Source organism: Nocardia africana NBRC 100379 (assembly GCF_001612635.1).
GTDB classification, from domain to species: domain Bacteria; phylum Actinomycetota; class Actinomycetes; order Mycobacteriales; family Mycobacteriaceae; genus Nocardia; species Nocardia africana.
The window spans coordinates 255,108-276,268 of sequence record NZ_BDAV01000007.1; the positions used below are offsets into that span (position 1 = coordinate 255,108).

At 69.4% G+C, this 21,161-nt stretch carries 19 protein-coding genes; 7 read left to right on the forward strand and 12 right to left on the reverse strand.

Going from position 1 to position 21,161, the window contains the following annotated elements:
- The first annotated feature begins 81 nt into the window (after positions 1-81).
- Entirely contained in the window at positions 82-1,482 is a 1,401-nt protein-coding gene (locus tag NA3_RS12945; RefSeq protein WP_062963833.1) for an outer membrane protein assembly factor BamB family protein, read from the forward strand.
- Between the two features lie 24 nt (positions 1,483-1,506).
- On the opposite strand, the gene NA3_RS12950 is transcribed toward NA3_RS12945, so the two are convergent.
- The 9 genes from NA3_RS12950 to NA3_RS12990 form a co-directional block, all read right to left on the reverse strand.
- Positions 1,507-2,550 (reverse strand): NUDIX hydrolase, encoded by a 1,044-nt coding sequence (locus tag NA3_RS12950; RefSeq protein WP_062964024.1) that lies wholly within the window; start codon positions 2,548-2,550, stop codon positions 1,507-1,509.
- Entirely contained in the window at positions 2,550-3,674 is a 1,125-nt protein-coding gene (locus NA3_RS12955) for a glycosyltransferase family 4 protein (RefSeq protein ID WP_062963834.1), read from the reverse strand. Before NA3_RS12955 ends, NA3_RS12950 begins: the two co-directional genes overlap by 1 nt.
- Positions 3,671-4,654 (reverse strand): phosphatidylinositol mannoside acyltransferase, encoded by a 984-nt coding sequence (locus NA3_RS12960; RefSeq protein ID WP_062964025.1) that lies wholly within the window; start codon positions 4,652-4,654, stop codon positions 3,671-3,673. Before NA3_RS12960 ends, NA3_RS12955 begins: the two co-directional genes overlap by 4 nt.
- Positions 4,655-4,676: 22 nt before the next feature.
- Entirely contained in the window at positions 4,677-5,348 is a 672-nt protein-coding gene (pgsA, locus tag NA3_RS12965; RefSeq protein WP_062963835.1) for a phosphatidylinositol phosphate synthase, read from the reverse strand.
- Position 5,349: 1 nt separating this feature from the next.
- Entirely contained in the window at positions 5,350-5,985 is a 636-nt protein-coding gene (locus NA3_RS12970) for an ATP adenylyltransferase (protein WP_062963836.1), read from the reverse strand.
- Positions 5,986-5,993: 8 nt separating this feature from the next.
- Positions 5,994-8,066 (reverse strand): threonine--tRNA ligase, encoded by a 2,073-nt coding sequence (thrS, locus tag NA3_RS12975; RefSeq protein ID WP_062963837.1) that lies wholly within the window; start codon positions 8,064-8,066, stop codon positions 5,994-5,996.
- Between the two features lie 137 nt (positions 8,067-8,203).
- Entirely contained in the window at positions 8,204-8,845 is a 642-nt protein-coding gene (locus NA3_RS12980) for a (2Fe-2S)-binding protein (protein WP_062963838.1), read from the reverse strand.
- 254 nt (positions 8,846-9,099) lie between these two features.
- Positions 9,100-11,340: a SulP family inorganic anion transporter gene (locus tag NA3_RS12985; RefSeq protein WP_062963839.1), complete on the reverse strand. Its 2,241-nt coding sequence runs from the start codon at positions 11,338-11,340 to the stop codon at positions 9,100-9,102.
- A 288-nt stretch (positions 11,341-11,628) separates the two neighbouring features.
- A complete protein-coding gene (locus NA3_RS12990) occupies positions 11,629-13,839 on the reverse strand; it encodes a SulP family inorganic anion transporter (protein WP_062963840.1) in 2,211 nt (736 codons plus the stop codon).
- Positions 13,840-14,309: 470 nt separating this feature from the next.
- On the opposite strand from NA3_RS12990, the gene NA3_RS12995 reads away from it, so the two are divergent.
- A complete protein-coding gene (locus NA3_RS12995) occupies positions 14,310-15,173 on the forward strand; it encodes an NAD(P)-dependent oxidoreductase (RefSeq protein WP_128145326.1) in 864 nt (287 codons plus the stop codon).
- A gap of 122 nt (positions 15,174-15,295) precedes the next feature.
- Here NA3_RS12995 and NA3_RS13000 read toward each other — a convergent pair whose 3' ends face one another.
- Positions 15,296-15,796, reverse strand: coding sequence for a VOC family protein (locus tag NA3_RS13000; RefSeq protein ID WP_063917465.1), 501 nt, complete (start codon positions 15,794-15,796; stop codon positions 15,296-15,298).
- Positions 15,797-16,382: 586 nt separating this feature from the next.
- Here NA3_RS13000 and NA3_RS13005 point away from each other — a divergent pair.
- From NA3_RS13005 to NA3_RS13020, 5 genes are all read left to right on the forward strand, one after another.
- Positions 16,383-17,207 carry a GntR family transcriptional regulator gene (locus NA3_RS13005; RefSeq protein ID WP_062963842.1) on the forward strand — a complete coding sequence of 275 codons (825 nt, stop codon included), beginning with the start codon at positions 16,383-16,385 and terminating at the stop codon, positions 17,205-17,207.
- 29 nt (positions 17,208-17,236) lie between these two features.
- On the forward strand, positions 17,237-18,655 hold the full coding sequence (locus tag NA3_RS13010) for an amidase (RefSeq protein ID WP_062963843.1): 1,419 nt from the start codon (positions 17,237-17,239) through the stop codon (positions 18,653-18,655).
- A gap of 17 nt (positions 18,656-18,672) precedes the next feature.
- Positions 18,673-18,810: a hypothetical protein gene (locus NA3_RS36860; protein ID WP_157126550.1), complete on the forward strand. Its 138-nt coding sequence runs from the start codon at positions 18,673-18,675 to the stop codon at positions 18,808-18,810.
- 318 nt (positions 18,811-19,128) lie between these two features.
- On the forward strand, positions 19,129-19,602 hold the full coding sequence (locus NA3_RS13015; protein WP_062963844.1) for a MarR family winged helix-turn-helix transcriptional regulator: 474 nt from the start codon (positions 19,129-19,131) through the stop codon (positions 19,600-19,602).
- Positions 19,603-19,607: 5 nt separating this feature from the next.
- Positions 19,608-20,030 carry an organic hydroperoxide resistance protein gene (locus NA3_RS13020; protein ID WP_062964026.1) on the forward strand — a complete coding sequence of 141 codons (423 nt, stop codon included), beginning with the start codon at positions 19,608-19,610 and terminating at the stop codon, positions 20,028-20,030.
- Position 20,031: 1 nt separating this feature from the next.
- Here the strand turns inward: NA3_RS13020 and NA3_RS37655 are convergent, their stop codons facing one another.
- Together NA3_RS37655 and NA3_RS13025 are read right to left on the reverse strand one after the other, a co-directional pair.
- Positions 20,032-20,187 (reverse strand): DUF8730 family Cys-rich protein, encoded by a 156-nt coding sequence (locus NA3_RS37655; RefSeq protein ID WP_167331982.1) that lies wholly within the window; start codon positions 20,185-20,187, stop codon positions 20,032-20,034.
- Between the two features lie 36 nt (positions 20,188-20,223).
- Positions 20,224-21,144: a universal stress protein gene (locus tag NA3_RS13025; RefSeq protein ID WP_227995108.1), complete on the reverse strand. Its 921-nt coding sequence runs from the start codon at positions 21,142-21,144 to the stop codon at positions 20,224-20,226.
- Positions 21,145-21,161: the final 17 nt, after the last annotated feature.

Here is a 21,161-nt window from a genome sequence, read left to right on the forward strand (position 1 = left end):
GGGTCGCGGAGGCGCTTGATACCGTGCTGCTTTCGCACAGGCCGGGCGGCGCCCGGGCCGCATCGACAGGGAGGTCGCGGTATGACCACGGCAGCACGCCGGCTCACCGGTGGCGGCGCACGCCGGATCGGAATCACGGTGCTGATCGTGGCTGTGGTGGCGGCAGTCGCGACTGTCGTGTGGGTGAACCGATCGCCGGAAAAGCCGCCGGAGGGCCCCGCGGCTGGTGGCCGGTTCCGGATCTCCCCCCGGCTCGACTCCGCTCCGGTGCCGCGATGGACGTTACGCGCTGCCGACCTGTCGAACGAGCCCGGTGCGGTCCTGCTCGCGTTGCCGCACAGCCTGGACAGCTACCACGGCCACGGTTCGCCGATGGACGCCGGGCCGACGATCGTCGCGGCCACCGGGATACCGGGCGCGCCCGGGCCGGGTGACACCGCACCGGCAGTCGGTCCGGTGCGGCTGTACGGCATCGATCCGGACACCGGCGCGGTGCGGTGGAAAATCGACGCCGGCGAGCTCCTCAACTGTAACGAGCGCGTCTTCGACGGACAGCTGACCTGCCGCGGCACGCACCGAGTGCTGATCGTCGACGCCGCTACCGGTGCGATCGCCACGGACCACACGACGGACTTCGAGGTGATGGACGTGGCGGTGCGCGACGGTGTGGTGTCCGTCGCCGGTCGCACCGCCGACTGGATGACCGCTGTCGTCACCCGGGGAACCGTTGCCGACATCGAGGCGAGCTGGCGCCGAACGTATCCGACACCGGTTCCCGGCGACGCGGTCAGGCCCAGACTCGATGCGCCGGACTACTTCCGGGACGGACACGACCGCAGCGTTCGCGTCTACGATCTGCGCACCGGCGACCCGCTGTTCACCGCACCCGTCGGCGCCGTATTCGACGGCGGGATCATCGCTACGCAGGTGATCGATCGCGGCTGGAGCGCGGGACGAATCACCCTTGTCGATCGCCACGGTCACCTCATCACCGAGGTCGGCAACCCCAGTTTCCTGCTCGAGTGGTACCCGACCGCGACCGCGTCGCCGCCGCCGATCCTCACCGGCGAGAGTGCCTACGACCGAACCACGGGGCGAGTGCTGTGGACCAATCCACAGATCGGCCGCGACGAGCCCACGGGTCGCCAGGACGCGGTCGAAGGAGTAGTGGATCACACGGTGATCGTCCGATCGCTCGACGGGACGGCGCTCATCGGTCTCGATCTCGCCGACGGACACCAGGTGTGGCAGCAGCCCGCGGGGTTCGCGAAGACGCTGCGCGACGGCCTCACCGACGGTCGGCACCTCGTTCTCGCGGACGGCACCACCGTGCAGGCGATCGACGCCGGCGACGGTTCGACCGCCTGGTCGATGTCGCTGCCGCCGAGCGGTGATCCCCGATTGCGCTCGACGGTGGAAGCGATGGGCGGCCGCATGGTCGTCGTGCTCGCGGACGCGTTCACCGAATACGCCGCGGCGTGACGCGACCCGAACCGTCGCCGCGCCTCAGCGGATGGACCGGACCTCCGGCTCGATATCGGAGCCGGCGGCGGCGAGCGCCTCGGCCAGCAGATTGTCCAGGTGGTACGGGTACACCGTTTCGCCGATCCGGTCGAGTTCGGCGATGTCCGGTGGCAGGCACCAGCGGTAGGCGGTGACGCAGCGGCGTTCCCAGACGGTCGGGTCGGCGGGTTTCGGATCGAACCGGCGCACCCGGGCGACGAAGAACAACTCCTCGGAGCGGATCAGCTCACCGTTGAACGGGAAGACCGCGACCCGCCGCCAGATCGGGCCGCGCAGCAGCGTGGAGTCCAGCGCCAGGCCCGTTTCCTCCCAGACCTCGCGCACCGCCGCGGTCCGCAACGTCTCCCCCGGTTCGATGCCGCCGCCGACGGTGAACCAGAACGGCGAATCGGGAGTCTGGGGATCGTGGCCGCGCATCAGCAGCACCCGATCCTCCTCGTCGAGCAGCACCACCCGGGCCGAGGTGCGGACGGTGTCGACCTCGAGTCCGGTGGTCGCCGCCGGTGTGACCCGTTCCGCGATCTCGAAATAGGTGGGCAGCGGCGCGGTACCACCGAGGTGCAGCAACCGCACCGGGCGCCGGGTACGCAGTGCGAGGGTGTCGCGCACGGCGTCGTTGTGGAAGCGGCGCGCGATCAGCACCCGCGCCTCGGCGTCGGCGAGTTCGGCGACCAGCTGCGGACGCAACGAGGTGATGTCGACCGCCGACAGCGCGGCCGCGAGCTGGTTCTCCGCGGTTTCCCGGTCGCTCCAGTCGGCGCGTTCGGCGCGGTCGGCCAGGGCGATCAGCCGGGTGGACTGCTCGGCCGCCGTGGACTCCGACAACGGCCCGGCCATCGAGATCGCGACCGTGCGGGCCACCACCGCGCGCCGCGCCAGGGCCGCCTCCAGCGCATCGCGGGCCTGGTCACCACGCACATGCAGCCGGTCGAGCCGGTTGGCGGTGGAGTAGGCCCACACTCCGATGGCGATGATCACCGCCGCGATCAGCGCGAGGACCAGAATGGTCGTCGCGGAGAAGGTGATCATCCAGCGGTCCTCACCCGGGCGTCGCCGACGGTGACCGTCTCGTACACCCGCAGAATCTGTTCGGCCACGACCGGCCAATCGTATTCGCCGACAACCTGATCCGCCGTGCGCACCAGTTCCTCGCGGCGGGTGCGGTCGGTCAGCAATCCGTCGATCGCCTCGGCCAGCGCCGCCGAATCACCCACCGGCACCAGCACTCCGGCGGTCCCGTCGCGCAGCACCCGGCGGAAGGCGTCCAATTCGCTGGCCACCACCGCGGTCCCGGCCGCCATCGCCTCCACCAGCACGATGCCGAAACTCTCCCCGCCCAGATTCGGCGCGCAGTACACGTCCGCACTCCGCATCGCCGAGGCCTTCTCCGCATCCGAGACCTGACCGAGGAAACGCAGATGCCCGGCGTGTTCACCGGCTTCCCGGCGCAGCCGATCCTCGTCCCCGCGGCCGACGATCAGAATCTCCACGTCGGGATGGCGGGCCACCAGTTTCGGCAGTGCGCCCAGCAGCACGGCCATCCCCTTGCGGGGCTCGTCGTAGCGACCGAGGAACAACACCGTCCCGCCCGTGCGCGGATATCCTTGCAGCAGCGGCGCATTCGCGAACGCCGGCACGTCGACCCCGTTCGGGATCTCGACCGCGTCGCTGCCCAGCGCCTCCACCTGCCAGCGCCGCGCCAGCTCCGACACCGCGATCCGCCCGCTGATCTTCTCGTGATACGGCCGCAGTACCCCCTGGAAGGTTGCCAGTACCAGAGAGCGGGTGGTGGAGGTGTGGAAGGTGGCCACGATGGGTCCCTCGGCCACCTTCAGCGCCAGCATCGAGATACTCGGGGCGTTGGGTTCGTGGACGTGCAGAACCTCGAAGTCGCTGTCGGCGATCCAGCGCCGGAGCCGGGTGTAGGCGGTCGGCCCGAACGACAGCCGTGCCACCGACCCGTTGTACGGAATCGCCACCGCCTTCCCGGCCGAGACGACGAATTCCGGCAGTTCGGTGTCGTCGGAGGCCGGGGCCAGCACGCTCACCCTGTGGCCGCGCTCGATCAGCACCTGCGCCAATTCCACGACATGTGACTGCACACCGCCCGGCACGTCGAACGAGTACGGGCAGACCATGCCGATTCTCATGACACCGCGTCTCCGGCGGCCCGCTCCCCGCCGCGTACGGCCTGCGCGGCGGCGATCCGCTCCAAGCGCTGGGGGGACAGGTCCGCCTCCCACAGCGGCTGCAACATATGCCAGTCGGCGGGGTGCTCGGCGATATTGGCCGCGAACCGGTTCGCCAGCTGCTGCGTCGCCGCGGCGACACCGTCCGAAACATCCAGCGGCGCTTCGGTTTTCAGCCCCCATCCCTCGCGACCCTGCTCGTCCACGGTGAACCAGGCGTGCACCGGCATCAGCGCGGCGCCCGTCTCGATGGCCAGTTTCGCCGCGCCCGCCGGCATCCAGGTGCGTTCGCCGAAGAACTCCACCGGCACGCCCTTGCCGGTGAGGTCGCGCTCGCCCATCAGGCAGACCACCTTGTTGTCGCGCAATCGTTGCGCGAGTTGCCGGAACGGCGGCTCCTCCCCGCCGGTCAGCGGGAACACCTCGAACCCCAGGCTCTCCCGGTAGGCCACGAAGCGCTCGAACAGCGATTCCGGCTGCAGCCGTTCGGCCACCGTGGTGAGGGCGCCGTAGTGCTGCACCAGCCACACACCGGCCATATCCCAGTTCCCCGAATGTGGCAGCACGAAGACCACACCGCGCCCCTGCGCCAGCGCGACGTCCAATTGTTCGATGCCCTGGGGTGGCGGCATGAGTGGCGAATCCGCCAGTGCCGCGTGGTCGAGGGTCGGCAGCCGGAACGCCTCGCGCCAGTACCGGGCGTACGAGCGCATCGAGGCGCGGATCAACTCGTCGGGCACCTCGAGCGGGCCGACGCCCAGCACCCGGGCGAGATTGCGGCGCAACTGATTCGGTCCCTGGCCGCGGTGGACGGCACGGTTCGCGCGCCGGGCCGCCCAATCGCCACCGAAGTCGAACCAGCGGCGCGCCGTATGTTCGGGCAGTCCCCGTACCAGTCGCCACCCCGCCGCATAGGCCCTGTCGGTCAGCGCCGCCCTCATCTGCGTCACGCCCCTACCACCTTCATTTCGCTGTATCGGAGTCGGCCTTGGTCACCGGCGCGATCACGTCGCGGGCACCGGCCGAATTCCGTACCGCCAAGACTCGCTGGAAGACGGTGACGATGCTCAGCACCGCCAGGATGTACATCGCGGCATATACCGCGTACGTGAGCCACTCGATGTCGAAATAGCCACCGATGCCGGTGAACCCGGCCCCGACCAGCACGATCACCAGACGGTCGGGACGTTCGATGATCCCGCCGTCGGCCGACAGCCCGCTCGCCTCCGCGCGGGCCTTGGCATAGGAGATGACCTGCGAGGTCACCAGGACCACCAGCGTCGCCACGAACAGGTGCTTGCTGTGCTCGTGATACACCGACCACCACGCGAGCGCACCGAAGATCGCGCCGTCGGCCACCCGATCGCAGGTGGCGTCGAGGACCGCACCGTATTTCGTGCCGCCGCCGCGGGCGCGGGCCATCGCCCCGTCGAGCATGTCGAACATGACGAAGAGCCAGATCACCATCGTTCCCCAGAACAGGTGATCGGTCGGGAACAGCGTCACCGCGGCCACGATCGAGGCGGTGGTGCCGATCAGCGTCATCGCGTCGGGCGTGAGCCCGGTGCTCACCAGCGCCCGACCCAGCGGCGCCGTCGCCTTGGCGAACGTCTCCCGACCGAAGAAGCTCAGCACGCTACTCGACTTCCTTCGCCTCGTGCCACGCCCCGGCCAGCAGGGCCCGCGTCTCCCGCAGCAACTGCGGCATCACCTTCACCCCGCCGACGACGGTGATGAAATTGGCGTCCCCGCCCCAGCGGGGAACGATGTGCTGGTGCAGGTGGTCGGCCAGCGATCCGCCGGCCACGCCGCCGAGGTTGAGCCCGACATTGAAACCCTCGGGCCGCGACACCTTCTTCATCACCCGGATCGCCCGCTGGGTGAACGCCATCAGCTCGGCGCTCTCCTCCGGGGTGAGATCCTCGAGATCGGCCACCCGCCGGTACGGCACCACCATCATGTGGCCGGGGTTGTACGGGTAGAGGTTCAGCACCGCGAACACCCATTCGCCGCGCGCGATGACCAGTCCGTCCTCGTCCGACATCTTCGGGATCTCGGTGAACGGGTGCTTGAGCCCGGCCGAGGTCCTCTCCTCGGCGCCGGCGGGCGCGTCGGCGTCGGCCGGCCCGTTCCGGCTGTCGCGATCGGCGACCGCGCCGGTGATATAGGACATCCGGTACGGGGTCCACAATCGCTGCAACCGGTCCGGGTCCCCCGCGCCCGTGTCGACGATCCGACCCGGGTCCTGTTGCGTCACAGCCTCTTCCACCATGCCCTCACTCACGCCCCACCGGTCCGGACCTCGAATCCTTCCGCGCTCGGCGAGGCGTTGTCGCGCCGCGAGATCCAGTCGACGATGGTCGCCACCGCATCGGCGACCGGCACACCGTTGAGCTTGCTGCCGTCGCGGAATCGGAAGCTCACCGCCCCGTCGGTCACATCGCGCTCGCCGGCCAGCAGCATGAACGGCACCTTCTGCGCGGTGTGGTTGAAGATCTTCTTCTGCATCCGGTCGTCGCTGCGATCGACCTCGGCCCGCACACCGTGCGCGCGCAGTTCCTCCACCACCGTGTCCAGATGTTCGGCGAACGCGTCGGCGACCGGGATGCCGACCACCTGCACCGGCGCCAGCCAGGCCGGGAACGCGCCCGCGTAGTGCTCGGTGAGCACGCCGAAGAATCGCTCGATGGAGCCGAACAGGGCGCGGTGGATCATCACCGGGCGCTGCTTGGTGCCGTCGGAGGCGGTGTATTCCAGGCCGAAGCGCTCGGGCAGGTTGAAGTCGAGCTGAATGGTCGACATCTGCCAGGTCCGGCCCAGTGCGTCCTTGGCCTGCACGGAGATCTTCGGGCCGTAGAACGCGGCGCCGCCCGGATCCGGGACCAGATCCAGTCCCGAATCGGTGGCGACCTTGCGCAACGTGTCGGTGGCCTCCTCCCACAACTCGTCGGAGCCCACGAACTTCTGCGGGTCCTTGGTCGACAATTCCAGGTAGAAATCGTCGAGACCGTAGTCGCGCAGCAGGCTCAGCACGAATTGCAGGGTCGAGGTCAGCTCGGCGTGCATCTGCTCTTTGGTGCAGTAGATGTGCGCGTCGTCCTGGGTCATGCCGCGCACCCGGGTCAGCCCGTGGACGACACCGGACTTCTCGTAGCGATACACCGATCCGAATTCGAACAGCCGCAGCGGCAGCTCCCGATACGACCGGCCACGCGAGCGGAAGATCAGATTGTGCATCGGGCAGTTCATCGGCTTGACGTAATAGTCCTGGCCGGGTTTGCGCACGGTGCCGTCGTCGTTGTATTCGGCGTCGAGATGCATGGCCGGGAACATGCCCTCGCGATACCAGTCGAGGTGTCCGGAGACCTCGAACAGATGCCCCTTGGTGATATGCGGGGTGTTGACGAATTCGTAGCCCGCGGCGATGTGGCGGCGACGGGAATAGTCCTCGAGTTCCTTGCGGATGATGCCGCCCTTGGGGTGGAACACGGGCAGGCCCGAACCCAGTTCGTCCGGGAACGAGAACAGATCCAGTTCCAGGCCGAGTTTGCGGTGATCGCGCTTCTCGGCCTCCTCCAGGATGTGCAGGTGGTTCTCCAGCGCCTCCGCCGACTCCCAGGCGGTGCCGTAGATGCGCTGCAGATCCTCGCGGTTCTGATCACCGCGCCAGTAGGCGGCCGAGGAGCGGGTCAGCTTGAACGCGGGAATGAACTTCGTGGTCGGGATGTGCGGGCCGCGGCACAGATCGCCCCACACCTTCTCGCCCGTGCGCGGGTCCAGGTTGTCGTAGATGGTCAGCTCGTTCGGTGCGAGGTCGCTGCCGCCGACCTCCATGACCTCCGGATCGTCGATTCCCGACTTGTCCGAGATCAGCTCGAGTTTGAACGGCTCCTTGGCCAATTCCACCCGGGCCTCGTCGACCTCGACCACCCGGCGCGAAAACCGTTGCGCGCCTTTGATGATCTTCTTCATCCGGGACTCGAGCTTGGCCAGATCCTCCGGGGTGAAGGGCCGCTCGACCTGGAAGTCGTAGTAGAAGCCGTCCTTGATCGGCGGGCCGATGCCCAGCTTGGCCTCGGGGAACTCCTGCTGCACCGCCTGGGCCAGCACGTGGGCGGCCGAATGGCGGATGACACTGCGGCCGTCCTCGGAGCCGGCGGTCACGGCCTCGACCTCGACGTCGGTCTCCGGCACCCAGGACAGGTCCTTCAGGTTGCCCTCGCCGTCGCGCACCACGACGACGGTGTCGGGGCCCTTGGTGGCCAGGCCCGCTTCGCGCACCGCGGCGCCCGCCGTCGTCCCGGCCGGCACCCGGACGAGGGCGGCGGGGGTTATGCGGGCTGAGGTGGTCACGGCTGCGCTCTCCTTAACGTGTGGGCATTCTTGTTCCACGCCGGTCGACGAACAGAAAAGTCACCGGCGCGACCAATGCTATCGGGACAGTACCGGTCGCGCGCCGATGGACCGGCCGCGAACCGGCCGCGGCCCGCTCACCCGCGCCGGGCCAGCTCGGTGAGCAGCCGCTCGCGCTCGGCGGCGGGCCTTTTGGGGCAGCTGGTGCACATACCGCAGCCGGGCACCTCGTAGACCAGGCAGCAGGAGATCCGCCGCACGAACGTGCGCGCTTCGATGTCGGTGAATCGCGGCGCGGGCAGCCGTTCACCGACCTCGGCGGCCAGCCGCGCGCCCGCCTCGGGATCGCCCGCGTCGATGGCCCGGTTGCCGATCGCGTCGGCCACGATCGCCCACAGCGCCGCCGGACCGGCGCCGGTCACTCGCGCCACCACCGGGATGACACGCCGCAGCGACCCGCCCAGCGCCGCGCCGACCGCCTCGGATTCGCTCGCGGCGTCGGCCACGATCCGCTCGATGCCGCCGTCGGGCCGGATCTCACAGCTCAGCCGTTCCAGCGTGGGGTCGGGCGCGGGTGCGCCGCTCGCGTAGGCCTCGGTGATCGGATCCACCAGCGCCGAGGCGGCCATACACCACCACAGTGTCCCCGATACGCGGGAATTGCCTGTGCCCCAGGAGATTCCCATATCGGCGATCCGTTCCGACAGCCATGCGGGCTCGGTGAGTTTGATGCCCGCCACATGGGCGGGCACCCCGGACGCCACCGACTGCGCAACCATTTGCCTCCGACTCCGATCCACATCGATCCACCGAATGCACCACCTCCACCATGGCATGTCCGGCGCACTCGGATCGAGGCACGGGCCGAGGGTTTCGGGGTGCGCCGCCCAGCGTATCGGCGCGGGCGACGCCGACGCTCAGGCGCGCCGCGGCAGCCGTCCCCGGTGGTGACTGGACGGCTGCCGCGGCGAATGCGGGACGGGTGCGCGAGTTCGGCTGTCGGGGTGCCGAACTCGCGCACCCTGCACCCGGATCAGGCGTGGGCCCGATTCCGGGCGGGTATTCCGGGTCGCTCGGCATCGGTGATCTCGGCGATGCCGGTCGTGGTGACCTCGAGGACCCGTGCGGTTCCGATATCGAAGAACAGGCCCGACAGCGCAACACCGCGCTCGTCGACGGCCCGTGCGACGACCCGATGCTCCCGCAGCGTCTCGAGCTGGACCGCGACGTTGACCATGCTCAGCTGGTCGGCGGGGCCGTAACCGGCGGCCGCCGCGGCCACCGCCACCGGATGGCCGCCGCGGTAGCGCTGCAGGGCCTCGGCGCCGTGGGCCAGCCAGTCGTCGATATCGGGGCCGGCGGACCGGCCGGACAGCAGGGCGTTCATCGCACCGCAGCCGGAATGTCCGCACACCACGACGTTGCGCACCGACAGGTTGTGCAGCGCGAAGCTCAGCGCCGCGTCCACCGACACATCGGTGCCGCTCGACGGGATCAGATTGCCGATATTGCGGACGGTGAACAGGTCGCCCGGACCGCTGTTGGTGATCACATTCGGCACGATCCGCGAGTCGGAGCAGGTCAGGAAGAAGGAGTCCGGGTCCTGACCGTCGCGCAGTTCGTCCAGATGCGGCCGCATCACGTGCGCGTGGCTGCGATGGTAGGCGGCGACACCGGCGGCGACCGGATTGCCGCCCTCCGAACGCCACGGCCCCAGGACATCGTCGAGCAGCCCGCGGGCCCGGGCGCGCCGCGGCGGGCGCTGGGCCGCATCCGCCATGCGCGCCGTCCCGATCTCCACGAATTCGACCGTGCCGCCGGTACTTTCGTGCTGCTGCGCCCACGAGTGGATGGCGTCGTAGGCGGCGTGGTCGAGGAAGTCGACCGTCAGCTCCACCAGGACGTCGGCACCGGCGGGCACCTCGGCCAGTTGCCCGGTCAGCTTCGGCAGGGCGAGGAAGGTGCAGGTGCCGTCCACAGTCACCAGCCACCGGTCGGTCCCCTCGACCGGAGCGGCCTCGACCGAGACGCGCACCACGCGCCACAGCAGCAGCGCGAAGGCGACGATCAGGCCGATCAGCACGCCCTCGAGCAGGTTCAGGAACACCACCGCGGCGATGGTCACCGCGTAGATCACCAGTTCGCCGGTGCGGTGCGCGATCTTGATGTGGGCGAGCTTCACCAGCTGGATGCCGATCATCACCAGCAGACCGGCCAGCGCCGATTTCGGGATCTGCTCGACCACGCCCACCAGGGCGATCGAGAACAGCAGCACCCACACGCCGTGCAGCAGCGCCGACGCCCGGCTGCGCGCACCGGCGGTCACATTGGTCGCACTGCGCACGATCACGCCGGTGACGGGCAGGCCACCGATCATGCCCGAGGTCACGTTGGCCGCACCCTGGGCCATGAGCTCACGGTCGAAGTTCGTTCGTGGGCCGGTGTGCATCTTGTCGACGGCGACGGCCGACAGCAGGCTCTCCACGCTGGCGATCAGGGCCACGGTCAGCACCGCGAGTGCGACGCCGCTCCAGTCTCCGCTGGGCATGTTCGGCAGGCCGATGGCGTCGAACAGCGACCCGCTCATCGTGATGCGGGCGGGGTCTCCGGGCAGCACCAGCGAGAGCGCGGTGGCGACCACGATCGCCATTAGCGGTCCGGGCACGACCCGGATCTTGGCCGGCACGTAGCGCCAGCCGAGCATGATCGCGATGACCAGCCCGCCGATCACGACGTCGATACCGCTGAGGTGCAGTAGCTGATTCGGTAACTCGGTGACGTTCTCCCACGCCGAGCTCTGCGACGATCCGCCGAGCAGGACATGAACCTGCTGCAAGGCGATCGTGATGCCGATGCCGGCGAGCATGGCGTGCACGACGACCGGTGCGATGGCGAGCGCGGCGCGCGCGATCCGGCTCAGGCCGAACAGGATCTGCAGCACGCCCGCACCGACGGTGATGAAACAGGTTGTCTTCCAGCCGAATTGATTGATGGTTTCGGCGACGACCACGGTCAGTCCGGCGGCCGGGCCGCTGACCTGCAGGACGGAGCCCCCCAGAGTTCCCACCACGATGCCGCCGACGGCGGCGGCGATGAGGCCGGCCGCGACCGGAGCGCCGGTGGCGACCGCGATGCCGATCGAGAGTGGCAGAGCGACGAGAAAGACGACGACGGAAGCGGGCAGATCGTGTCGGAGGACCGAGTTCATCCGGTCCGACCAGCTGGGGCCCGGCGGGGCCGCGGGTCTGGACGTGGCGACGGTGTCGGTGGACATATTGCTCCTTCACCGGAGCCGCCGCGGCGGTCCGGTCGGTCGAACATGTTCTCCAGGCATCGAATTCAGCTGCGAGACTTCGTTGTCCAGCAGTGAGCCGGAAGCGAGGGCAACCCTAATAGTAAAGACTAAGCAAAGCCTTAGAAAAGGATCTTTAGCCTCGCACACGTTCGGGATTCGATGTGACGACCCTCATGCTCTGGAGCTGTGACCTGCACCGGCACCACTGTGCGCCCGCTCAGCGCACGTTTTCCCTCCGGCGAAGTGCCAAAACTGGGAATGCTCCTTTCACGGAACCGGAACCGGAACCGGGTGGCGGAGGTCGTCGATATCGGCGATACCGTCGGGCGTGATCGCGAGCACGCGGGCGGTGGCGATATCGAAGAACAGTCCCGACAGCACCACACCGCGCACCTCGATCCCGCGCCGCACGACGGGATGGGCGGCCAGGGTTTCGATCTGCACGGCGACGTTCACCATGCCCAGCTGGTCGACCTCGCCGTAGCCGGCGGCCGCGGCCGCCGCCGCGACCGGATGCCCCGCCCGGAAGCGCTCGAGCGCGGGACGGCCGTGCGCGAGCCAGTCGTCGAGACCCGAGCCGGTATGCAGACCGTGGTGCAGCGCGTCCATGGCGCCGCAGCCGGAATGCCCGCACACGACGATGGAGCGCACGTCCAGTTTGTTCAGCGCGTAGACCAGCGCGGCCTCGACCGAGGTATCCCGGCCGTCGGCGGGAATCAGATTGCCGATATTGCGCACGGTGAACAGATCCCCCGGGCCGCTGTTGGTGATCACGTTGGGCACGATGCGAGAGTCGGCGCAGGTGACGAACAGCGATTCCGGATCCTGGCTGTGCCGCAGTTCATCCAGATGCGGCCGCATCATGTGGGCGTGGCCGCGGTGGTAGGCCGCGATCCCGGCGGCGATCCGGTCGGCGCGGGTGGTGGGGCGCCAGGGCGCGAGGACGTCGTCGAGCATCCGCCGGGCGTGCCCGCGCGCGGGCGGCCCCGAGGTGAGGTCGGCGATCCGCACGGCGCCGAGTTCGACGAATTGCACCGTCCCGCCGAGACTTTCGTGCCGGTGCGCCCATTCGTGCAGGGTGTCGGATGCGGCGTGGTCGATGAAGTCGACGGTCATCTCCACGGTGACCGGAACTCCCGCGGGAATCCGCGCCAGCTGCGCGGTGAGCCGCGGCAGGGCGAGGAAGGTGGCCGACCCGTCCACGGTCACCAACCAGCGCCCGGTGTCGCCGACCGGTGCGGCCACGATCACCACCCGCACCACCCGCCACATCAGCAACGCGAACGAGAGCACCAGCCCGATCAGCATGCCCAGCAGCAGATTTCCGAAGATCACCACGAGAACCGTTGCGGCATAGACGATCAGATCACCGGCCCGGCGCGCGAGCCGGATGTGCGCGAGTTTCACCAGTCCGATGCCGATGACGATCAACAGACCGGCCAGCGCGGCCTTCGGGATCTGGCGGACCACGTCGACCAGCGCGACGGAGAACACCAGCACCCACACGCCGCTGAGCATGGTGGAGGCCTTGGTCCGCGCACCGGCCTTGGCGTTGGTGATGCTGCGGACGATGACCGCGGCGATGGGCAGGCCGCCGAGCATGCCGGAGGTCATATTCGCCACGCCCTGGCCGAGCAGTTCGCGGTCGAGGTCGGTGCGGTACTCCGGCCGCAACCGGTCGACGGCCACCGCCGACAGCAGCGTCTCCACGCTGGCGATCAGCGCGACGGTGAACGCGGTCAGCACGACCGCACTCCAATTGCCGTGCGGCAGTTGCGGTAACGACATCGCGTCGAAGAGCGAACCGTGCAGGGTGATGCGTTCCACGCTGGTGGGGACCACCATCGCGAGCGCGGTCGACGCGACCACCGCGGCCAGCGGGGCCGGGACCGCCCGGATCCGGTCCGGCAGATACCGCCAGCCCAGCATGATCGCGATCACCACCCCGCCGACCAGCGCGTCACCGGTGTGCATCACGGTCAGCTGATGCGGCAGCTGCACGATGCTCGCCCACGACGAGCTCAACGTCTGCCCGCCCAGCAGCACGTGCAGCTGCTGCAGTGCGATCACGACACCGATGCCGGCGAGCATGGCGTGCACCACCACGGGCGCGATGGCCAGCGCCGCGCGCGCGATCCGGCTCAGGCCGAACACCACCTGCAGCGCACCGGCGCAGACGGTGATGAAACAGGTTGTCGCCCAGCCGAATTGGTGGATGGACTCGGCCACCACGACGGTGAGGCTGGCGGTGGGCCCGCTGACCTGCAGTACCGAACCGCCACACAGCCCGGCCACCAGACCACCGACGACGGCGGCGATCAACCCGGAGGCGACCGGCGCACCCATGGCGACGGCCACACCGATGGACAGGGGTAACGCGACGAGGAAAACCACCACGGAGGCGGGTAGATCATGTCGTAGTGCGACCGAGAGACCCCGAGGTGACGTCCGTCGGACCGAGTCGGTGTCGGTGGACATATTTCTCCTTCGCCGAACCGGTGTCGGTTCGGTCCATCGGTGGAACATGTACTGGCATCGAGAGCGGGCGGGCGAAGCGGATAACGCGAGATGTGTTGCGCCTGCGACGCATCCGGACATACGAGCCCGGCAGCGGCACAACGCGCTTAATAGTAAAGACAACGCAAAGCGGTTGGAAAGGTTTTTCAGGGCAAAAGCGGGCGCCGGTACCCAATTGTGATCTATATCACAAGTCGTCTCGAGGTCGCCGACTCAGCGGCGATCTTCGGATGCGAAGTGGGTCGCCGAAAACCCATGGCGCAGAATCTCTTCGCCTCAGCCGTAGGTGATACTACCGTAGCGGCGTTCCTGGTCATTTGTACGATTCTCCTATCACCGAGGGCGATCGCGATCGCCGCGGCGCACTGCGGGACAGTGGGAAGGAAGGGTCGGTGTCGTGCGCCGGCCGGGACCGAGACGAGGAGGCATCAGTGCATATCGCGGTACTGGGCATGGGACGGATGGGCCGCGCCGTGGCCCGGCGCCTGCTCGACGGCGGACATCGGGTGACGGTGTGGAACCGCACCGAAGGCAAAGCGGCCGAACTGATTTCGGCCGGCGCGACGGAGGCCGGAACTGTCGCGGCAGCCGTGTCGGGAGTCGACGCGGCCCTCACCGCGCTCGCCGACGACGCGGCGGTGACCTCGGTGGCCTTCGGTGAGCTACAGACATCCCTCGATTCCGGGACGCCGTACATCGACTGTTCGACCGTCTCCCCCGCCTTGGGCGCCGCCCTCGCCGATGCTTTCGGCGACCGGTTTCTGGCGCTTCCGATCGTCGGCGCGCCCGGCGCGGTCACAGCCGGGAAGGCGACGCTGCTGGCCGGTGGGCCCGCGCGGCTGCGGGACCAGCTCGCACCGCTGCTCGGCACGCTCTCCGAGCGGGTGCGCCACTACGATTCGGCGGCACACGCGCTGACCGCCAAAGTGACCACGAACTTCCTGCTGATCTCCGGGGTGGCGGCGCTGGCGGAAGCGTTCACCGTGGGGCGATCCGGCGGACTCGGCGACGACGAGCTGCGCGAACTGCTCGCCGACGCGCCGGTCGTCGCCCCGGCCTTGGCGAACCGTTTCGACGCCGTGCTCACCGCGTCGCCGGACGGATGGTGGACCACCGTCCTGGGTGCCAAGGACGCGGGACTCGCCGTCGACATCGCCGCGGAGGCGGGAGCTCATCTGCCGTTGGCCGAGATCGTCCGCAAACGCTACGAGGATGCGGCCCGAACCGACCCCGGCGCCGATATCGCGGCCATCGCCGCGCTGTACCGGGAGAGTGGCGACCCGGCGCAGGAATGAGGACCGGGCCTCGTCGACTCCCGGCTGGGGACGCGAGGCTCGGCCGCGCTCGGGGGCCGGAAGGCTCTCTCGGCGGCTTCCGGCTCGGCCGTTCAGGGTGGCGCAACTCGGGGCTCGGCCGCTCAGGACTGCGCGGCTCCGAGCTCGGGGGCTCCGGGCTCGCGGGCTTCGGGCTCGCGGGCTTCGGGCTCGCGGGCTTCGGATCGAGCGAAGTGCACGACTTCCCACAGATGCCCGTCGGGGTCGGCGAAGTAGCCGGCGTAGATCCCCCACGGCCGCGTGCGCGCGGGCTGGACCACGGTGCCGCCCGACGCGCCGGCGAGGTCCAGAACTCGTTCCGCCTCGGCGTCACTGTCGACGAACCAGCCCAGACTCATCGCGGAACCGTGCATACGTTCCGGCGGGATCCCCGCGTCCTTGGCCAGATCGTCGCGCCCGTACAGCGCCAGCGTCACCCCGTTGCCGAGCGCGAACATGACGACCGCACCGCCGGGATTCTCTGCGTCGGGCCGGAATTCGGTCCCGATGATCCCCTGCGACTCCAATCCGAGCGCGCGGTAGAACCGCAACGACACATCCAAGTCGCGCACGCCCAGCGTGATCGCGTGGATCTGTGCTCGCACCCCGATACCTCCGTTCTCGTCGTTCTGCGCACGCAGTCAACCGCGCCGACGCCGCGCACGTCTTGAACGAATCGGACATACCGCTGGGAAAGTGTCACCCCCATCGCTCACCCTGCATGATTCGCCCCACGCCGCCCGGCATCGCTCCCACCACCCCGCCCGGCATGTCCCGCCGACCCGTCCGACATCACTCCCGCCCGCCCCTCCCGGTATCGCTCCCGCCAACCGGCCCCGCATCTCTCCCACCGACCCGCCCGGCATCGCTCCCACCCCCCGCCCGGCATCACTCCTCACTAACCCCGTATCACTCCCCTACTCCCTGCATCACTCCCCCGAAACCCTGCATCACTCCCGTCCGCCCCTCCACTACTCCGTCCACTCCCTCATCACTCCCACCAATCGCCCGCGTAACTTCCCACACCGGGGTTGCGGACGGGACCGCATCTCGCCGCGCGACCGCGAAATGCCCTCCGGCGACGCCGGAAACCGCTGGTAGCGTGGCTGCGCATCGACCCGGCCGGCCGCGTAACCAGGTCTTTACCGCAAGTCCTTGTCGCGTAACGCGGATTCTCTGCACGCTACCGGCATGCACCACCGCTCCGAACAGCTCCACTCCGAACGGACCGCCCGTGACCGCCGGGTGTTCGGCGATCAGATGCGCGAAATCCTCCCCGCCGCAGCGCAATTGCCCGCCCGGCGGCTGCGGGATCTGCTGCGCGCCGACCTGCGGGCGGGCGCGTTCGGCAGCGGACGGTTGCCCGGCGAGCCGGAATTGATGGCACGCCACCACCTCCCGCGGGACGTGGTCCGCGCCGCGCTGAGCATGCTGCGTGCCGACGGTTTGATCGAGCGACGCCGCGGACTGGGCACGGTGGCGGTCGGTGAGCACTACGTCGTCTCCGGCGCGCTGCCGCCGGAGGGCCGGACGCTCGAGCAGCACCTGGCCCTGGGCCGCATCACGCCTCGCCTGCTGTACTGGGCCTGGATTCCGGCACCGCCGGTGATCGCCGCCCGTCTGGCCGGCGTCGGGCCCGGAGACGATTGCCTGTGCGTCGAATACGTCCTGCTGCTCGACGATCGCCCGCTCGCGGTGTTCACCAACTACCTGCGCGCACCGGAGGCGACGCGCATCGACCAGGCCGCGTTCGGCGACGACTTCTACAGCCTGCTGCGCGGCGGCCGGGTCGATGTCGGCGGCAGCGACGTCGGCGTGCAAGCCGCGCGCGCCGACGACTGCACCGCCGCGCTGCTGCACGTGCTGCCCGGTGAGCCGGTGCTGCTGGTGGAACAGACCATCCGCACCCGCGACGGTGTCGCCGTCGATTACGCCCTGGGTTCCTGCCGCGCCGAGATCCAGATCGAACTCGGCGCCATCCCCCGCCTCGACATGACCGCGACCCTGCCCCGCTGACACCCCTGCCCACCGATGTAAGGACGACCATGACACTCGCCGACCCACCTGTACTCTCCGGCCTGACCGAGGCCGCCGCCGCGCTGCGCAGCGGCGAGACCACCGCCATCCGGCTGGTCGAACAGGCTCTCGCCGCCGCCGACGCGCACGACGCGAAACTCGGTGTCTACCTGTCGCGGTTCGACGAGCGCGCAGTCGCGCAGGCCGCGCGCATCGACGAGCAGCTGGCCGCCGGCGTTCCGGTCGGGCCGCTGGCCGGAATACCGGTGGGAATCAAGGATATTCTCGCCCATTCCGCCGCGCCGACCACCGCGCAGAGCCTGGTTCTCGATCCCGGCTGGGGTGCCGCGCAGGGGGACTGCACGGTCGTCCGCCGGCTCGAGGAGGCCGGTGCCGTCGTCACCGGCAAGGTGACCACGATGGAATTCGCCATCGGCATCCCGGATCCGGCCAAACCCTTTCCGGTACCGCGCAATCCGTGGGATTCGTCCCGCTGGGCAGGCGGATCGAGTTCGGGATCGGGCAGCGGCGTGGCCGCCGGGATGTTCCTCGGCGCGGTCGGGACCGATACCGCGGGCAGCATCCGCATCCCGGCCGCATTCAACGGGATCACCGGATTGAAGCCGACCTTCGGCCGCGTCCCGAAGTCCGGAGTGGTTCCGCTCGGATACACCCTCGACCATCCGGGCCCGATGGCCCGGTCGGCCGCCGACTGTGCCCTGCTGCTGTCGGTGCTGGCGGGCTACGACCCGGCCGATCCCTACAGTGCGCACACGCCGGTCGACGACTATCCCGGCGCGCTCACCGGCGATCTGAGCGGACTGACCATCGGCGTGGACGACCTGAACCGGTTCGCCGACGGCGGTCTCGATCCCGCTCAGCCACAACGGTTTTCCGACGCTGTGGCCGTGCTCGCCGCGGCGGGCGCCCGGATCGTGCCCGTGGAGGTGCCGATGTACCGGGAACTGACCGCGGTCGACGTCGTGGTGATGCTCGCGGAGGCGCACGCCTACCACCGGCCCGCACTGCGCGAACGCTGGGCGGACTACGGCCGGGCCACCCGCGTCGTCCTCGCCGGCGGCGATGCGGTCAGCGGCCCGGATTATGTTCAGGCGCAACGGGTTCGCCGCATCGGACGGCAGCGGATGGCCGAACTGCTGACCAAGGTGGATCTGGTGGTGACGCCGACCGGGCACCTCGGCGCCCCCGCCATCGCCGACCTGGACCAACTGCAACCGATGGGTGTGCTGTCGAGTCTGCATACGCCGTACTGGAATCCGCTCGGCAACCCCACCCTCGCGCTGCCGATCGGCACCACCGCCGACGGCCTGCCGCTGTCGATGTCGGTGTCCGGCAACCATTTCGCCGAGGCCACCGTCCTGCGCGCCGGCGACGCCTACCAGCGCCGCACCACCCACCACACCGAAACCCCCACCGCCGTCCGCTGAACCGTCAGGAGCCGATCATGACCTGGACCACCGACCCCGAGGAAACCGCCGCGGTCGACGCGATGCGCGCCGCCGTGCGGGGTATGGCCGAATTGCTCACCGCGGTCGACGCCACCCGCTGGAGCGACCCCGCAGGTGGTTTCGACCTCACCTGACGGTTCGCCCCACCGCCTTTTCACGGACACCGCGGCGGTCCGAGCGCCGCCGCGACGCCACCGTTTCGACCGGCCCGACGACCGGATCACGCTGCGCCGCGGCCGGAATCGGGTCGAGGGCCGCGACCGCGGCGCGAATCGCACGTCCCGCGGTCGCGGATAGCCGAGGGCGGCAAGCCGGCCCGCGGCGACGCCGCCCGGTCCGGTGGCGGCGACCACGAGATTCGCGGCCGGCCTCGTCAGGCGGCCATCGCTCGTGATCCAGCACACACGACATTTAGGTTGTGCGCAATCTTATTGCGTCCTACATTTGTGGACATGACCGATCCGATGGCGCTCGACCAGCAGCTGTGCTTCCAGCTGTACGCCGCCTCCCGCGCGATGACGGCCCGCTATCGGCCGCAGCTGGACGAGCTGGGACTGACGTATCCGCAGTATCTGGTCATGCTGGCGCTGTGGGAGCGCGACGGGCGCGGCGTCGGCGATCTCTGTTCTGCCCTCGCCTTGGATTCCGGCACGCTCTCACCGCTGTTGAAACGCCTCGAGGCCGCCGGATTCGTCGAGCGCCGGCGCGCCGCGGACGACGAACGCCGGGTCGAGATCCGGCTCACCGAACGCGGAGACACGCTCCGGGCACGCGCCTGCGACATTCCCGAGCGCATGGCCGCCACCTTCGGCGGCGGGATGTCCCTGGACGAGCTGGTGACCTTGCGCGAAACGCTGGCCCGGCTGACCGCCGCGCTGAACACCGAACCGGATGCCGAGAGCGCATCCACCGAGAGAAAGCGATGACCGATATGGCAATCCTCTACACCGCCGAGGCCCTGGCCACCGGAGACGGCCGCAACGGCCACGCGCGCACGACCGACGGCAAGATCGACGTCGACCTCGCCGCGCCGCCGGAAATGGGCGGCAGCGGAGCGGGCACCAACCCGGAGCAGCTGTTCGCCGCCGGGTACGCCGCCTGCTTCCACTCCGCGCTGCGTCTGGTCGGTAAGCAGGAAAAGGCCGACGTCAGCGAATCCGCGGTCGGCGCGAAGGTCGGCATCGGCCCGAACGACGCGGGCGGCTTCGGTCTCGAGGTGACCCTGGAGGTGTCACTGCCGCACCTGCCGCGCGAGCAGGCTCAGGCGCTGGCCGACAAGGCCCACCAGGTGTGCCCGTATTCCAATGCGACGCGTGGCAACATCGACGTCCACGTGATCGTCGCCGAGGACTGAATCAGCCGCGCTGCCACCAGCGCTTCGCCGGCGCCGGGTCGGTGTGGCCACCACACCACCGGTCGGCCGGCACCGTCGCGCGCACCTCGTCGATGTGGGCGCCGCAGCCGGACCAGGTGGTCTTACCGCAGGTCGTGCAGGTGGTCGGGACGCACATGACATCTCCTCGTGGTCGGGGCGTCGTGGTGCACCGTCAGCGGCGCACCACCATGATCGGGCATTCGACCGAACCGATCAGCGCCGCACTGGTCGAGCCGAGCAGCATTCCGGCGAATCCGCCGCGGCCGCGGCTGCCCACTACCACCAGCTGCGCCGAATCCGATTGCTCCAGAAGCGATTTCGCGGGGTTGTCGCGCACCACCTGGAGCGTGACCGGCAGATCGGGATACCGGTCGCGCCACGGCGCGAGCCGCTCGGCGAGCATGGTGTGTTCGGCGCGGACGATCGTATCCCAGCCGAACATCGAGATGTCGAGGCCCGTGGTGTCGCTCCACGAATGCAGCGCCACCACCTCCACTCCCCGCCGGTGCGCCTCCGCGAAGGCCGCCTCGACGGCGGGTTCGCTGTTCTCGGTGCCGTCGACACCGACCAGCACCGGACGCCGCGCCGCGACCGGGTCGGTGGCGGAATGGGATTTGACGATCACCACCGGACACCGCGCGTGATGGACCAGCGCCGAGCTGACCGACCCGAGCAGCCCGCGCTGCAACGCACCCCGCCCGCGGCTGCCCGCGACCAGTTTGCCGGCGGTCTCCGACCGCACCAGCATGTCGCCGATGATCAGCTCCAGGCCCAGTTCGGCGTCGATATCGAGATCCGGTCCGCCGATATCGCGTGCCACCTCGGTGGCGCGCGTGAGGATCTGCTCACCGTCGGTGCGCAGCCAATCCGGTTGCGCCGTACCGGCGGCCAGGCCGGGTCCGAAGCTCGCCGGAATCGCGATCGAATGCACGATCTGCAACGGTGATCCGCTCAGCGCCGCATCGCGCGCCGCCCACGCCACCGCTTGCAGCGAAGTCGGCGAACCGTCCACGGCGACGACGATCGGTCCCGTCGCGGCCTCCGGTCGCCCGGCGGCCGCGGACTTCTCGGTCACGGATTCCTCGGTGGTCACGGATATCCCTCCTCGAT